Annotated in this window: 18 protein-coding genes; 6 read left to right on the forward strand and 12 right to left on the reverse strand. The window is 43.2% G+C overall.

The features are described from left to right. Positions 1-191: 191 nt before the first annotated feature. The 11 genes from D1Z90_RS07770 to cmoA form a co-directional block, all read right to left on the reverse strand. Positions 192-503: a DUF2834 domain-containing protein gene (locus D1Z90_RS07770; protein ID WP_119910191.1), complete on the reverse strand. Its 312-nt coding sequence runs from the start codon at positions 501-503 to the stop codon at positions 192-194. Positions 504-565: 62 nt separating this feature from the next. After that, positions 566-886: a hypothetical protein gene (locus D1Z90_RS07775; protein WP_119910192.1), complete on the reverse strand. Its 321-nt coding sequence runs from the start codon at positions 884-886 to the stop codon at positions 566-568. A gap of 111 nt (positions 887-997) precedes the next feature. Then, complete coding sequence (locus D1Z90_RS07780; RefSeq protein ID WP_119910193.1) at positions 998-1,309, reverse strand: cupin domain-containing protein; 312 nt, start codon at positions 1,307-1,309, stop codon at positions 998-1,000. A 104-nt stretch (positions 1,310-1,413) separates the two neighbouring features. After that, positions 1,414-1,989: a hypothetical protein gene (locus tag D1Z90_RS07785; RefSeq protein WP_119910194.1), complete on the reverse strand. Its 576-nt coding sequence runs from the start codon at positions 1,987-1,989 to the stop codon at positions 1,414-1,416. A 32-nt stretch (positions 1,990-2,021) separates the two neighbouring features. After that, positions 2,022-2,258 carry a hypothetical protein gene (locus tag D1Z90_RS07790; RefSeq protein WP_119910195.1) on the reverse strand — a complete coding sequence of 79 codons (237 nt, stop codon included), beginning with the start codon at positions 2,256-2,258 and terminating at the stop codon, positions 2,022-2,024. A gap of 114 nt (positions 2,259-2,372) precedes the next feature. Beyond that, positions 2,373-2,957: a hypothetical protein gene (locus tag D1Z90_RS07795; RefSeq protein WP_119910196.1), complete on the reverse strand. Its 585-nt coding sequence runs from the start codon at positions 2,955-2,957 to the stop codon at positions 2,373-2,375. Between the two features lie 486 nt (positions 2,958-3,443). Beyond that, positions 3,444-4,403: an alpha-L-glutamate ligase-like protein gene (locus D1Z90_RS07800; protein WP_119910197.1), complete on the reverse strand. Its 960-nt coding sequence runs from the start codon at positions 4,401-4,403 to the stop codon at positions 3,444-3,446. A gap of 3 nt (positions 4,404-4,406) precedes the next feature. Continuing rightward, on the reverse strand, positions 4,407-5,918 hold the full coding sequence (locus D1Z90_RS07805; RefSeq protein ID WP_119910198.1) for an inactive transglutaminase family protein: 1,512 nt from the start codon (positions 5,916-5,918) through the stop codon (positions 4,407-4,409). Positions 5,919-5,937: 19 nt separating this feature from the next. Next, positions 5,938-6,654 (reverse strand): ATP-dependent zinc protease family protein, encoded by a 717-nt coding sequence (locus D1Z90_RS07810; RefSeq protein ID WP_119910199.1) that lies wholly within the window; start codon positions 6,652-6,654, stop codon positions 5,938-5,940. Between the two features lie 111 nt (positions 6,655-6,765). Continuing rightward, entirely contained in the window at positions 6,766-7,752 is a 987-nt protein-coding gene (cmoB, locus tag D1Z90_RS07815) for a tRNA 5-methoxyuridine(34)/uridine 5-oxyacetic acid(34) synthase CmoB (RefSeq protein WP_119910200.1), read from the reverse strand. A 39-nt stretch (positions 7,753-7,791) separates the two neighbouring features. Further along, positions 7,792-8,520, reverse strand: a complete 729-nt coding sequence (gene cmoA / locus D1Z90_RS07820) for a carboxy-S-adenosyl-L-methionine synthase CmoA (protein WP_119910201.1) — start codon at positions 8,518-8,520, stop codon at positions 7,792-7,794. 164 nt (positions 8,521-8,684) lie between these two features. Between cmoA and D1Z90_RS07825 the strand changes: the two genes are divergently transcribed. The 6 genes from D1Z90_RS07825 (at position 8,685) to D1Z90_RS21285 (ending at position 13,621) form a co-directional block, all read left to right on the forward strand. Beyond that, entirely contained in the window at positions 8,685-9,956 is a 1,272-nt protein-coding gene (locus D1Z90_RS07825; RefSeq protein WP_119910202.1) for an O-acetylhomoserine aminocarboxypropyltransferase/cysteine synthase family protein, read from the forward strand. A gap of 949 nt (positions 9,957-10,905) precedes the next feature. Continuing rightward, positions 10,906-11,718, forward strand: a complete 813-nt coding sequence (locus D1Z90_RS07830) for a hypothetical protein (protein WP_119910203.1) — start codon at positions 10,906-10,908, stop codon at positions 11,716-11,718. A 281-nt stretch (positions 11,719-11,999) separates the two neighbouring features. After that, positions 12,000-12,665 carry a DUF1254 domain-containing protein gene (locus tag D1Z90_RS07835; RefSeq protein WP_198419074.1) on the forward strand — a complete coding sequence of 222 codons (666 nt, stop codon included), beginning with the start codon at positions 12,000-12,002 and terminating at the stop codon, positions 12,663-12,665. Between the two features lie 83 nt (positions 12,666-12,748). Then, the gene (locus tag D1Z90_RS21505) at positions 12,749-12,916 is read left to right on the forward strand and encodes a hypothetical protein (protein ID WP_198419075.1); all 168 of its coding nucleotides are present in this window, start codon (positions 12,749-12,751) and stop codon (positions 12,914-12,916) included. Between the two features lie 88 nt (positions 12,917-13,004). Beyond that, complete coding sequence (locus tag D1Z90_RS07840; protein WP_119910204.1) at positions 13,005-13,457, forward strand: DUF1254 domain-containing protein; 453 nt, start codon at positions 13,005-13,007, stop codon at positions 13,455-13,457. Further along, a complete protein-coding gene (locus tag D1Z90_RS21285) occupies positions 13,454-13,621 on the forward strand; it encodes a hypothetical protein (protein ID WP_158587081.1) in 168 nt (55 codons plus the stop codon). The genes D1Z90_RS07840 and D1Z90_RS21285 overlap by 4 nt, the downstream gene beginning before the upstream one ends. A 159-nt stretch (positions 13,622-13,780) precedes the next feature. Here the strand turns inward: D1Z90_RS21285 and D1Z90_RS07845 are convergent, their stop codons facing one another. After that, positions 13,781-14,272 (reverse strand): VOC family protein, encoded by a 492-nt coding sequence (locus tag D1Z90_RS07845; RefSeq protein ID WP_119910205.1) that lies wholly within the window; start codon positions 14,270-14,272, stop codon positions 13,781-13,783. Between the last annotated feature and the right edge of the window lie 136 nt (positions 14,273-14,408).

Genomic DNA, 14,408 nt, shown 5'->3' on the forward strand with positions numbered 1-14,408 from the left:
GTATAAGATCACGATAGTGCCTGGGCGTCAAATTGAACTGTATAGACTGCTCAAAAAACGTTCACGATCTTGCCCTGTTCCAATTGGTAATCTTGCCTTTCGATTTGCCCATGTTCGGTAACCCACCTGATCTCGATATTGCTCAGATCCGCGAAGACTCAGTTAGTTCAATCTGATTTAGGTAACAACGCCTAGTTATTTTTGACTCTTTCCTTTGCATATAAATAAGCAGGTAATGCACAGCTTAACCCTATAGTAAGGTTTATTATAATAAATAGGTATGGTTTTGGATTGGTAGGTTTTTTGGAGTCATTAAACATGAAAAACCAAAATACGAAGGAACTAATCAACAGATCTGCACTGAAACCTGCAGCAGCACCATTTTCAAATAATGACGCAATAAAAAAAGGAATATTTAGTCCTTCAATCTGAAAGAATTGAAAAAAGAATAAATATGGAATTATGCCACCTAAAATGGCTAATACTAAATACAAGTTTTTCATAGTGTAAATAATCCTTTTTTAACATTAGCTACTCTTCGATAAAATTGTTATACGCTTGCCAATTACTCATCAAAGGTGAACTCTTTAAGGTCTGCATATGTTTCATCTGTCATTGATAACATTGCCTGGCCATTAGTCAATGGGACAGAAATAGCAAACAGATTGTCTTTGCCTTCTACAGAGAAGTACATTCTTTCTTGCCCTGATTGACTAATAAAAAACCCGATGAATTTAAAATCCTCTTCTTTAAAAGTATTTTTAAGTGGACCTTCGCTTTCATCGAATTGATAAAGGCCAAATTCAAGGTTGAAGTAATCTACCAATGCTTTGGCGTCGGTTTCTGGCCTATTCAAGAATTTGTCGGATTCTATTGGTTCATTCACGATCTCTCCTTAGCGAATATCGTCACTTTAAATGGCGAGTAAAAGCTTGCTAAAACATGAAACGAAGTAGAACTGAGCAAGCTGTGTCACGAGTCCGGCTCGAAAACCTTGTTAAACGCTTCCCTCCGATTCGACAACCAATATTCTGGTTTCGCCTCGAGGGTGAGCAACATGCTCAGTTCCAATAGACGCATAAAAGATGTCTCCTGTTTCCAAAACGACCGATTTCTCAACACCTCTATCTTTGAACAACATTTCTACGACACCATCTAAGACTACAAATACTTCTTCGTCGTCATTAATATGCCATTCGTAAGGTTTATCTGTCCAATGTAAGCGCGTCGTAATACCATTCATATTAGCGATGTCTTGCGCGCCCCAAGCGCGATCAGATTTGAAATTTTTGCTTTTGATTACTTTCACAATACTTCCATGTTTGAACGAGCAGTTAACGCTGGTAGCTGCCGGCAATTTGTAGCGAGGAATGAGCGAAAAATTGATCCGCCAGCCTACGCTTGTTAGCTCTTTTACTCAAACCAATGATTCTCATTGTTTGTCAGGCGACTCCACTCAGATCGAGAAATAACCGAAATATTCTCAAGTTTTGTTCCTGTTAAAATATTTGAACTATCCCAAGATAGCACCTCTCCAATATCATCTGGTGCACTTCCATCGTATTTTGGTAAGTTGTGACTAAATACCCACATCCCTTTTACCAGTAGTTTTTCAAGATCTTTAACGTTCTCCGGAATCATTTTTAACAAAGGGGCATCAGCTAACTCCTTAGCTATATCCCTGGGCTTATAGAAGTCGTCGTCTAAGCACCACCCACCTTCATCCTTCCAAAGATATGCACAATAATCCATATGCGATATTTCAATAGCATTCTTAGACAGTTTTGAGCCACTCTGATAAAAAATGCTGTACCTTAAACTTTCAGTTTCAATTAGCGCTATTAAAAATGGCTTAACTAGCGAACAGCCAAGATCTATACCTGAATACAAAGCTCGAAATTCGTTGAGAGTGGCATTAATATCGCCATTCTTAACAAGAACCGCCTCAAGACTTTCGATTAACTTTTCCTTTCCAGTAAATTCTTTCATATTTTTAGTGCTAACATCTCAATAAGCGTAAGTTAATGGTTGACTAAAATCGTGAAACGACGGCCAACTGTTAATTTTCCGTTTAAATGACTTGTATATGCACCTCCAGAGCCATCTTCTACCAGATCGATAAGCTCTTTCGAAATGGAGATAGGCCATTCTTTAGATAAAAGATATGGCTTACAAATTTCAAAATAGAATGGCCATTCAAGCAGAACTATCAAATCAGGGTAATCTGCTATACGCTCGTAAGTCGATGGAACAAGCATATCTCTCCTAGAGGCATAACGCTCCTGTTAAGGTGTAAAACTCTGTTGACTAAACTTGAGCACAGCGAAGATAGCCAACTGTATTTTGTCGCACTGTAACGGATTGTTAGGCAATTAGTTCAGAAGCTGAACGGATGCGTTATTGTGATTTGTATGGTTAAATTTCACTTCAGCAATCTTAATATTTGCCTCCTCATCAGTCATCACATTCTGTTTTACAAGCCATTTAAATTTATCTATTTCACTTTCTAGTTCATTATTTGGATTAATGTCGCCATACCAAGAAAGTAGTTGTTTTTTTCGCCGAGCTGTAAGTTCATCAACAACTGCATCATGCTTTTTATCTTTCATGACATATATATTCCCACGTTCAGTTTGAAACACTGTGTAAGTAACCTTAGTGAAAAATGCCCATAGAACACAAAGTGCGCCAGTAACTATCCAGAAAGAATTTATTGTTAATGCTGCTAGGTTGTAGCTATCATATACTGAAAAAGCAACGCCTAGCCCACACCACAAATAACCAACGTTTCTTAACCATTCATTTTCTTCAATTTTAACCGATGATTTTTCAGGTAAGTCGCCATAGTTAAAATCGATATCTCCACTACCGCTTTTTTCTTTATAAGCAAAGTTAAAAAAGTCGTCTTTGAAGATGAATGTATGCTTAGTTGAACCTTTTTTCTGTACGAACTCCATTTATACCTCTAAGTGTATGATTAAAAATATTTTTTTATTAAAAGTTTATTAGCGCGACTTTATAAGGTTGCTCGACCATGTAAGGTAGGAGGTGCCTATGTATCGCCGCACAAATAAACATCAAAAAAATGTAATTTAATTATACAGCAATCGGGCGAATTGAGAATCTACGCCAGCTCAAGATTATGAAAAACCTCGAGAGCTATCTGAGCTTCGTCGAGTCATTGAAATCGCCGACTTTGACTCGTGTGAACCGGTCACTCACAAAGTTGAGCTGTTTATTACAGATTGCATCGGCTGCTATGACGTAGTAGTGGATGGTCGATTGTGGCAGAGGCGGATGGGTTGGAGCCGAATACTGGTCTCGTTTAGAAAGGCAATGCCCGTCTTGTTGCAGAGTAATTGTTCTGAAGTCTTTACCGTATTGATACAATAAAAAAGCCGCTACAAGCGGCTTTCGGGGTAATTTATATTGGCTAAGGTGTGTTACACATTGCGAGAAAAGTGCTTGTATGAGTAGGCAACACGCGCGGCTACATCCATGCCGTGTTCATCGCCTAATTGCTCAATTTGTTGCAAGCGAGGCAAAATGCCTTCGCCGTTAGCAATCTGAATGGCTAAACCAGGTCGAGCGTTAAGTTCTAATAACATTGGCCCTTCTTCTTTGTCTAACACCATGTCAGTACCCAAGTAGCCCATGCCAGACATTTCAAAACAACTTGAAGCCAAGTGCATCAACCTGTCCCAACCTGGAACTGCGAGGGTTTTAAGCTCTTTTTGAGTATCAGGGTGAAACTCGACCGGCAAGTCAAATTGCACGGCGCGAATAGCTTTGCCTGTGCCTATGTCTATGCCAACGCCCACCGCGCCTTGGTGTAAGTTCGCTTTACCGTCTGAGGCGGCGGTAGACAAACGCATCATGGCCATGACCGGAAAGCCTTTGAACACTATCACACGCACGTCTGGGACACCTTCAAAGCTAAAGCCATCAAAAGCATTATCAAACTTTATCAAGGCTTCTGCTACGGCTACGTCTTGCGCGCCGCCTAAGCTGAACAGTCCGGCTAAGATATTAGAAACATGACGCTCTAAGTCTTCTACCGTCGCTTCTTCGCCGCTGGGCTTATAGAAACGGCCATTTTCAACCTTGGTAATAACCAAAATACCTTTTCCACCGCTGCCTTTAGCCGGTTTAATCACAAAGCCGGGTTGATCTTTTACCATATCAACGACGCCTTTGACCTCAACCTGAGAGCCAATCACGCCGATGAGGCCAGGCGTGGTAACGTTAGCTTCTTGAGCAATAATTTTGGTTTTAAGTTTATTATCCACTAACGGGTACAAGCGTCTTGGGTTGTAACGGCCAATATAACGGCCGTTACGTTGGTTCATTCCCATGATGCCTTTCCCCCTAAGGGTTTTAGGACTGGCAAGAAAACCAAACATATTTTAGTCCTCCGCCAAAGGCTTAAAGCGACGCAATTCAAGTAAACGGTAACCTGTATAGTTACCTAGCATCAGTACTAACGCCATGATAATGAGCTGTAGGCCCAAGAAGTTAAACGTTAAGTGGCGCACGTACTCGTTGTTCATCGCAATGTAAGCCAAGATAGCCACAATCAAGCTGCCACCGCCTTGTAACATGACTTCTTTAGGGCCTTCTTCTTCCCACAGTACCGACATACGCTCAATGGTCCAACTGAGGATGATCATCGGGAAGAAGGTGATTTTAAGGCCTTCACTTAAGCCGACTTTGTAAGACACCACGGAGAATAACCCTATCATCAGAATAACCATGATGATGACGGCGGATATTCGCGACACCAATAAGAGGTTTAACCGAGAGAGGTAGGAACGGATTACTAGGCCCGTGCCGACAACGACCAAAAATCCAATTAAGCCGGTCAGTAGGCTGGTTTGAATAAACGCCATGGCGATTAACACAGGCATAAAGGTTCCCGATGTTTTCAGGCCCACGATGACGCGCATCAGCACGACCACCAATACGCCAAATGGGATCAGTAAGATACCTTTAAACAATGCTTGCTCTTCAATCGGTAAGCTTTGAATAGAGAAGTTCAGTAAATCTTGACTGTTAATCTTCTCTTTCACCGCCATCATTGCCGGTTGATCTTGTTTGATCATCGAGAAGGTGACCACAGAGTCTGAGCCGCCGACCAAATCCAGAAGTGAGGTGCCAGACTGTTCCCATAACAACAAGTTAGTGCGGTCGGCTTCTTTGCCGGTTCGCGGGTCAAACAATAACCAATCGCTATTTTGGAAAACCTGAATGTAAGGTTGTAAGTGTTGACGACGACGACCATCTTCTAAGGTTAAACCGCCCACTAAACGTGCTTCAATCTCGGCTAAGTTGAGTAATCTTACAATTAAGTGCGCTTGATTACTGTTGCCTTCAAGCAATAGCTCTGCGTTTTGCGATAAGTCTTTGCGGTCAAACTCTTTCAGCAGTTCACGGGTATATGAAAAAGCGTCTGCGCTTCGCGCGGTGACTTTTTCTGTCATTTGTGAAGCGGCGATGGAGTAGGGTTCTTTAAATTCTGGAATGTCTAACTGTGGCGGTACGCCCAAGGCGGCCAGTTCCAAGTTTTCATCTTCCAACAGCTGCACTTTGTAAAACAGTTCTTGGCCACCATTCGCCTCACGGATGGACCATTCAGCGCGTGGCGTATTATTTTGTTCAATAAAGTTTAAGCCATAACCCGGTGAAGCTGCGTTTTGGTGCAGCACCGTAAAGCCTGGCTGACTCATTGGCGTAGCCAGTGAAGCTTTGACACTTTCACCATTGGCATTAAACTCTACTTTTGCATCAACCGACCAAACGGTGCGTTTTACCCCGGGTGTCCATGGCACTTCATATGCCACGTGACGTTGAATAGTTAACGCAAGACCAACAACAATCAATATGCCGACCAAGATATAAAAGGGCGTTTTTGAAGCCATACTTATTTACCTTTTATTATTATTTTTTAGGTTTGTATTCGGTGTGAATTTGCTTTTTACCTGTGTCCACTAGAGTGATGTCTTTTAAGAACTCACGGCCTAGTAGAACGGGGTAAGTCATGTGGCCACGATCTTTTAGGTTAAATTCGGCTTCTTCACTCAGCGGGCCCAATTTAATGTTTAAACGAACCACAGGGCGTTTATCAAACTCTTCTGCACTGGCTTTTTTTACCTCAGCAGTGCGGATCACTTTGCTTTCAACTAATACAGGATCGCTGCCGTCGGCATGAGCGATGTTAAATTTCACCCATTTGTCACCGTCACGTTCAAATTCAACAATGTCAGTAGCGTGAATAGAAGAAACGGCTGCGCCAGTATCAACACGGGCAAGTAACTTCACTTTCGGCGGCGTAATTAATACCCACTCTTCGTCACCAACAATCGTTTTACCGTCGATGTTGGCATTCACTTTTGGCTTAGGACACTTGGGTGCAGCGACAGGTGCTACTACGACTTTTTTATTACTGGCACGCACGACAGCATGCTCAAGGTCTTGCAGCCGTTTGTTTTGTTCAAGCAGTACCCCATTCATCTCTGTGCATTGAGTGATGATGTTTTGCTCGGTTTGGGATAGCTCCTGAGTGAGCATTTCAGGGGTAACGGTAGGTTCTGGATTATTGGTGGCACATGCGGACAGCAGTAAAGCTGAACTAAGCAGTAGGGTTTTCCATGGCATAGCAAATTCCTTCAGGGAGTCTAAGTTATCGTTTTATTATTACTGTTATTATTTGAAATTAAGCGATTTACGGCGTTATGACAAGTTAACGCCAATTTATTTTTACTTCTTTTAGCTTAATCGCTTTTCTGGGTTTCGGGCAATTATCACCACTCTTTTGGGAGCGGGGTAACCTTCTACCGTCAAGTTTGGATCTTGTGGGTCTAAAAAGTCGTCCAGCGACTCGTTGCGCATCCATTGCGTTTGTCTTTGCTCGTCTTTCGTGGTTTCTGAAATATCGACAATGCGCACGTCTTCGAAATCGCACTTTTCGACCCACAGCTTTAAGGCGGCTGCGCTTGGAATAAACCAAATGTTGCGCATTTTTGCGTAACGATCTTTGGGCACTAGCACGTCAGTTTCACCGCCTTCAATGACAATGGTTTCAAGCACGAGCTCGCCGCCAGGTACTAGTTGCGCCTTTAATTGCTGAATGTGGTCGATGGGGGATTTACGGTGATACAAAACGCCCATTGAAAAAACGGTATCAAATGCTTTGAGCTCAGGCAGCTCTTGTATGCCTAAAGGCAATAAATGAATGTCTTGATTTTGGTTTGCGAAATGACGAATCGCTTCAAATTGGCATAAAAACAGCTGCGATGGGTCTATGCCCACCACAAACTCCGCGCCTTCTCCCAGCATGCGCCACATGTGGTAGCCATTACCGCAGCCCACATCTAGCACGTAGCGATATTTGAGAGGGCTAATATGAGGCAATAACCTGTCCCACTTAAAGTCAGAGCGCCATTCGGTGTCGATATGTATGCCATGTACCGTGTAGGGGCCTTTGCGCCAAGGGTGAAACTTTTGCAGCAGGTTACCTAACTTGGCTTGCTCGCCCGGTGGCAGTTCACCTTCTTTGCCCACCGACACTTGGGATTGAATATCGAGGTGATCCGTGGGCGCATCCGGAAACTTTTTTAACACCTTTTGCCAGCTCGGAAACTCGCCCCTAAGGTTGTCTTTTTCCCATTTCGCCAATTGCGCGGGTAAGGTGGTGAGCCAGTGGCTTAAATTGTTTTTGGCAATCTTGTGGTAAAAATTAGAAAAGTCGATCATGTAATTATTGAACCTAAATGTGGCAAGAGTGGCGAGGGGTTATTTAATGGCAACCATAGAGCCAAAGTTAAAGCACTGAAACCAAAGTTCCACGTGTTCAAAGCCCGCCTGTTGTAAACGTTGTTTATTTTGTTCGACGGTATCAGGCACCATGACGTCTTCGAGCGCGCTGCGCTTCTGGCTGATTTCAAGTTCGCTGTAACCGTTGGCGCGTTTAAAGTCATGGTGTAATTCAAATAGCACGTTATGAGTGACGTCATTATCAAAATGAAACTTCTCAGACAACACCAGAACACCGCCGGGCACGAGGCCTTGGTATATTTTTTTAATTAAAGCGTGACGTTCGGCTTTGGGCACAAATTGCAAGGTAAAGTTAAGTACCACTAAGCTGGCATTTTCTATTTTGATGTCGCAAATGTCGGCGCATTGTACCTTGACGGGCACCTCGCCTTTGTAGGCGTCAAGGTGTAGTTGACAACGTTCAACCATGGCGCTTGAGTTGTCCACGGCGATGATTTCACACCCTGCTAAAGAGACATTTCGGCGCATTTCTAGGGTCGCAGCGCCGAGGGAGCAGCCTAAATCGTATAAGCGGGTATTTTCTTTGGCAAAGCGTGCGGTGATCATGCCGATAGCGGAAATGATATTGGAATAACCTGGCACAGAGCGCTTAATCATGTCAGGGAATACTTCAGCAACGTTTTCATCAAAACTGAAATTACCCATTTGCGCCACCGGTGCGGCAAATAATGTGTCTTTATTTTTCATTTGGCTCTCCAACCCAACAGGGCGCGTATTTTAATCAATCAGCCGCCTTTTGTGAAATACCTTACGTATTTATTGTTATAGCCTGTTCTAGGGCAAAGACATGGGCTACAACCTTGCTATGTTATTTGCGTTTTTATTGCTCTAAGTCATTACAAGGACCCAACATGAAACTTGAATCCATTGCGTTGCACCACGGCTATGAATCGGAAGCGACCACCAAAGCGGCGGCGGTGCCTATTTATCAAACCACCTCGTTCACTTTCGACGATACTCAGCATGGCGCTGATTTGTTTGATTTAAAAGTTCCTGGCAACATTTATACCCGTATCATGAACCCAACCACCGACGTATTAGAGCAGCGAGTAGCGGCGATGGAAGGTGGTATTGCCGCGTTAGCTGTGGCCTCTGGCATGTCTGCAATTACTTACGCAATTCAATGCTTGTGCGAAGTGGGTACTAACATCGTTAGTACCAGCCAGTTGTATGGTGGCACTTATAATTTATTTGCCCATTCATTGCCTAAGCAAGGCATTGAATGTCGAATGGTGTCTCACGATGACTACGATGGCTTTGAACAAGCCATAGATGAAAATACCCGTGCCATTTTCTGTGAGTCTATTGGTAACCCAGCGGGCAATGTTGTCGACATTGCTAAATTGGCTGAAATTGGCCACCGTCATGGTGTGCCTGTGATAGTGGATAACACGGTAGCGACGCCTTTCTTGTGTCGTCCGTTTGAACATGGCGCAGACATAGTGGTGCACTCATTAACAAAATACATCGGTGGCCATGGTACCTCTATTGGCGGCATTATTGTTGACTCAGGCAAGTTTGATTGGGTAGCAAATAAAGAGCGCTTTAAAGTCTTTAACGAGCCAGATCCGTCTTACCACGGCGTGGTTTATACCGAAGCATTAGGGGCGGCGGCATTTATTGGCCGTTGTCGCGTGGTGCCACTGCGAAATACCGGCGCGGCCATTTCACCGATGAATGCGTTTCAAATTATGCAGGGGCTTGAAACACTTGGCCTGCGGATGGAGCGCCACTGTGAAAACGCCGAAAAACTGGCGGCATATCTACTTGACCATGAAAAAGTAGACTGGGTAAATTACGCCGCGCTGCCAAGCAGCCCTTACCAAGCCAGTTGTCAGAAAATCTGCGGCGGTAAAGCGTCAGGCATTTTAAGCTTTGGCATTAAAGGTGGCGCAGAGGCCGGCGCCAGATTTATCGACGCATTAGAGATGATTTTACGCTTGGTCAACATTGGCGATGCCAAGTCGCTGGCTTGTCACCCTGCATCAACCACGCACCGCCAACTTAACGGCCAAGAACTCGCCGCCGCGGGCGTCAGCGAAGAGTTAGTGCGTATTTCCGTCGGCATTGAAAATATCGACGACATCATCGCCGACGTGGAACAAGCGCTGGCAAAAGCATAAGCCTCATAGACAAGAGGTTGGCTTTAGCTCCTACTGATTTGACCAATGATTCGAAGGAGTAATAAAGGTGGTTGTAATTCCATCAATTATTCCTTCTTTAATGGTCTGAAACATTATAGCGGGGCCTCTCCCCGCTATTAAAAACGTTAGTATTAAAGCGGACTTGTTGGTGAAATAAGGAAAAAACATCGCTACCCCGTGCAGTCTATCGGCCTGTCTCGAACAGATACAACTAACCCTAGGAGCTTACTCATCGTTGTAACATTTCTGATGCCTCACCAACTTGAGCGTTGTAACACCTCAAGCTCAATGTGTCGTTAGCAAGCCCTTTATATCGAGACATTGTTGCCTCAAAGATTGCACGGTCGTGGTAGCTTGAATCAGTTTTTCACTGAGGTAGAGCATCGCGTTTAAGTACATCAACCGCTTCATTTCGTGGCGCCACTTTCCCTGTAGCCTGCATTTTTTCTAAGAAATATACAAGGCTTGCAATCCTTGTTTAGTATTACGTTATGATACTTTGCGATGTCGTAAGCACCTTCTCCTGATACAGTTTGAAATTTCCTGCGAAGCGTTTTCAAAATGTCAGGTAAATTTCATTATCACTAACGCTGACGAGGCTTATTTATGCACTAATCACTTCAGGAGTATCGACATCAACTGCAAGATGCAGTTTGCGCCAAGTTCTGCGCTTTTCAACATCATATTTGTTCACTGCCTTCCCAAAGACTTTCAGAGTTGTTGAATCTTTCGCTATATAGGGCAAAGATCCTTTGGCTCCCCCTGCACTGTCTTCGATCGTTTACTGGATTTGGTGTAGTCAGGTGAGCTTAAAGGGACACTTGAATAGCTATTTAATTGTTAAAATTATTAAAAGTATTGAATTATTAATACTTTTAATAATTAAAGGGGGGGGTAAAATAGAGGAAATAATCAAGGAAGTGCAAAAATGAGACAACTTTTTAAGCCTGTTATTGCTATATTACTATTTTTATCAAGTCCCTCGGCATTTGCAGGCGGTATACCGTTAATTTTCACGGCCGGAGAGCAATTATATTCCACTGGGCACATAGTTAAGATTGATGGAAAACAAAAAATTGTTGCAGTAAAGACGAGCGGGGTCTTCATATTTGGTATTTTTGGTTTAGGTGCGGTGACGGATAACTATGCTCTTACTGATAGCATTCAGTCTGACTACTATCGTGATATTTACGGCAGAGGAATAAACGATCTGAAAAGAGCAGGCCAATTACCACAAGACTTCCCAGTAGAGGCAAGCATGACGACCACTGCTATTATACATAGCTTTTTCTTCTGGATTTCCCTCATTTTAGGAGGGATTTTTCTTGTTGTTTATTCCTCTATAACAAAAAATAAAAATAATAAATTACTTGTCAGTACGTTCTGCTTGATTAAGAAAAAAGACGGCTCGTTTTCTGATGCTTGTTTATCAGACATCACGAATTGGTATATTAGGTCAGCAGATGATAAAGCTCCACATAAAACAGTGGAAAAAGCAAATAGTGCGGTAGACAAAAATACCTGCATAGAAAGTTATGCTTTTCATAAAGCTCGTTCAATGAATGAATCAGCCAAAATATCATTCATTTCAGTACTCTACTTACAGTTACTAGCTTCAAGCGATCCATTTACTGAATTACAATTTGAAAACTTAAATTTATTTTCAACGGGAATGGGGATGCTACCAGAAACTTTTGAGAGTACCATTAGGCAAATTAACAACGACATTGCTCAAAACTAAACTACTTAACCGCTTATTTGATGTAAAAAGTGGCATATAAATAACTTTAAAGTAACATTTTCTGCATCAAACCCAGGGTGAGAGCACTCATGCTCTGACCCTCTACTTTTTTATTTCGCGCTAAAATACGCTTTGTTTCCTCATTTCAATATCACTATCAGTGATGTTTTATATCATTGCTAGTCTATTTTTTGCTCTCTGGTTTCTTGTCATACTCTTTTGGTATTCCATTTCGATAGCCAATATCGACACCCAATATCCAAGCTTATTAGAGACCTGCTATGAAAAAATCCCTGCTACTGACACTCATGTCCCTTGCACCTGCGTCAGTTTTTGCAGCTGAAGTAAGCAAAGACAATTACGTTGAAGCTGAAACTGATTGGTACTTCGCCGGTGTTCAAGCAAAGTTGGGGGTTAATACTTGGATGCATGACGCGCCTGTGAGCATCGATAACCAACAAGTCATTCGCTCAAATCGAGACGTTGCTTACTCTATTGCCATCGTTGATGTATCCAAAGGTGCCACTTTCACTGTACCTGAGTCAGGGCACTATCAAATCATTCACATCATGGATGAGCAGCATCTTTCTCACCAAGTGGTATCACGGGGTGAATCATTGACTATCACGGCGGATGATATTAACGGTGAGTATGTTCACATGCTTGCCCGCACAAAAATTGCAGGTGATGACACGGCAGAGCGTCAACAACAGCTTAGCATTGAAGCCAACTCGGCTCGCCCATACCCTTCAAAAGGTTACGCAGAAGCAGAGGTAACCGCACTTCGCCAGAAGTTGGTGACAGAGTTTGTAGCAAGTAAAGCGAAAATCTTAGAGCACATGTCTTTTGTAAAAGACATTGAACAAGCAGATCCCACTTCTTACTTGTACGCTACTGCAGTCGGTCACGGCGGTCTTCTTACGAAGCGCAATACCTACCTTACGTAGTGGGCGGTGGCTTCTTCTCGCTCACCACGTATGACACCGCAGGTTGGATTGTAGAAGACAACTTCTACATCGGACACGAGAGCATGAAAGACAATGGTGACACATTCGAAGTGGCCTTCAATTGCCCTGGCGTTGCTCACTCTGTTGATGTGCAAGAAGGCTGGACAGGCGTATGGCGTTTCTACAAGCCAAACAACGAGATGGCATTTATTGACTTCATCGACAGCATTCGCAGCGTTAGCGTTGAGTAAACAGGTTTTACTGATTGTCGCTTTGTCGACTCAAGTTTCTTACTGCATCTCTGATGCGATTATCCTTTTACGAAAATAGGTATCTCTTATGAACAAGACACTGATTGCAACATTACTTGCAGGTTGCTCGGGGTTGGCTATTGCTCAGCCTTTTGATGCGATTAACCCGATTGATTCTTCCAATTGGGACATTAACCCACAAGATTACGGTATGACTGCAGAGCAGTTTATCGAGTCTGAATCGCTGCATTTCATGAAAAACATGGCTCAGCGTGAAGGCATTAACGGCATCTTTCATTTTACCACGCTAGCAAAAGCGGAAGACCGTTGGGTCGTGTCGCCATACAATGGCGTGGTTTACTCTATGGTTGTTGTTGACGTAAGCGAAGGCTTTACGCTCACCCTGCCTAACACAGGTGAGTGTTACATTACGACGCAAATCGTTTCTCAAGAGCACATATCTTCCCAATTGATGGGGGGCGGCACTTACACTTATGATGGCTCTGAGTGTAAAGGTACCCACGTCGTGATTGGCATATGAACCACACGCAACCTTTCTATAAAGTGGGCAAGGGTACTTCCGAGTTGGCCCCTGACATGTTTGATACTAAGTACATTTTTATTGGTCTACGTTTGGCAATGGATGGTTCAGAGGAGAATGTCTGCCTTATCACTGCGGAATTACAGTCACAAGTTAAAAAGTGACCGGCGGCTTGGTGCACAAAGCGGTACACGGTCATCATTCTCGTTTACCCCTGTAAGATAAGGTGAAGCATGGAATAGCGACAAGAAAAAATAAAAAGGCTGACACTCGGTGTCAGCCTTTTTAGTTTTTAATGTCAGTGTTAAAGAAATACTTGGATGTTACTCGTAATCAGATGCGTAAGTATCTTCGTAAGAATGTGAGTAAAACTCAAAAAGGTTACCAAACGGATCTTCGAGGTAAACCATTTGTGCTTGTTTTAACTCGTCATCGGGGTGATAACGCATGATGTCCATACGCACTTTACCGCCATACTCCTCAACACGCTTGATTGCCGTAGCGAACTGTTCTTTTGGCAATTGCAGGCAAAAATGAAAAATGCCGATGCGAGAAAAGTCGACTTCGTGACGCTGTTGGCGATCTTTCATCTCAAACATTTCAACGCCAATGCCATCTGTTGTGACTAAGTGAGCAATGTTGAAACCCTTAAAGCCCTCACCAAATACCGCAATACACATACGGCCGATGGCCGATTCACGCTCTTCGATGACTTTAGTGTTATTCATTACAACGCGAAGGCCGAGTGCTTTTGTGTAGAACTCTACTGCTTTGTCCATGTCTCCGACCATCAGGCCCACATGATTCATTTTCATAAACGTCTCCAATCTTAATTTTAGTTTTCAACATAACAATCGTAGTGTTTAAGCGTGATTGTGCGAACTTTTTGCGTTAACCGACGGGTTCAATTCTTAGTATGCATTGTTGCTCTGGCGAGTAGTGCCGCAGAAT

This window comes from Motilimonas pumila (assembly GCF_003596335.1).
GTDB lineage: Bacteria > Pseudomonadota > Gammaproteobacteria > Enterobacterales > CBDFNC01 > Motilimonas > Motilimonas pumila.

Excerpts from the sequence above, each read along its gene's own strand:
- D1Z90_RS07770 (WP_119910191.1), bottom strand. The coding sequence starts at position 503 with ATGAAAAACTTGTATTTAGTATTAGCCATTTTAGGTGGCATAATTCCA.
- D1Z90_RS07785 (WP_119910194.1), bottom strand. The coding sequence starts at position 1,989 with ATGAAAGAATTTACTGGAAAGGAAAAGTTAATCGAAAGTCTTGAGGCG.
- D1Z90_RS07790 (WP_119910195.1), bottom strand. The coding sequence starts at position 2,258 with ATGCTTGTTCCATCGACTTACGAGCGTATAGCAGATTACCCTGATTTG.
- D1Z90_RS07795 (WP_119910196.1), bottom strand. The coding sequence starts at position 2,957 with ATGGAGTTCGTACAGAAAAAAGGTTCAACTAAGCATACATTCATCTTC.
- D1Z90_RS07800 (WP_119910197.1), bottom strand. The coding sequence starts at position 4,403 with ATGTTTGGTTTTCTTGCCAGTCCTAAAACCCTTAGGGGGAAAGGCATC.
- D1Z90_RS07805 (WP_119910198.1), bottom strand. The coding sequence starts at position 5,918 with ATGGCTTCAAAAACGCCCTTTTATATCTTGGTCGGCATATTGATTGTT.
- D1Z90_RS07810 (WP_119910199.1), bottom strand. The coding sequence starts at position 6,654 with ATGCCATGGAAAACCCTACTGCTTAGTTCAGCTTTACTGCTGTCCGCA.
- cmoB (WP_119910200.1), bottom strand. The coding sequence starts at position 7,752 with ATGATCGACTTTTCTAATTTTTACCACAAGATTGCCAAAAACAATTTA.
- cmoA (WP_119910201.1), bottom strand. The coding sequence starts at position 8,520 with ATGAAAAATAAAGACACATTATTTGCCGCACCGGTGGCGCAAATGGGT.
- D1Z90_RS07825 (WP_119910202.1), top strand. The coding sequence starts at position 8,685 with ATGAAACTTGAATCCATTGCGTTGCACCACGGCTATGAATCGGAAGCG.
- D1Z90_RS07830 (WP_119910203.1), top strand. The coding sequence starts at position 10,906 with ATGAGACAACTTTTTAAGCCTGTTATTGCTATATTACTATTTTTATCA.
- D1Z90_RS07835 (WP_198419074.1), top strand. The coding sequence starts at position 12,000 with ATGAAAAAATCCCTGCTACTGACACTCATGTCCCTTGCACCTGCGTCA.
- D1Z90_RS21505 (WP_198419075.1), top strand. The coding sequence starts at position 12,749 with ATGAAAGACAATGGTGACACATTCGAAGTGGCCTTCAATTGCCCTGGC.
- D1Z90_RS07840 (WP_119910204.1), top strand. The coding sequence starts at position 13,005 with ATGAACAAGACACTGATTGCAACATTACTTGCAGGTTGCTCGGGGTTG.
- D1Z90_RS21285 (WP_158587081.1), top strand. The coding sequence starts at position 13,454 with ATGAACCACACGCAACCTTTCTATAAAGTGGGCAAGGGTACTTCCGAG.
- D1Z90_RS07845 (WP_119910205.1), bottom strand. The coding sequence starts at position 14,272 with ATGAAAATGAATCATGTGGGCCTGATGGTCGGAGACATGGACAAAGCA.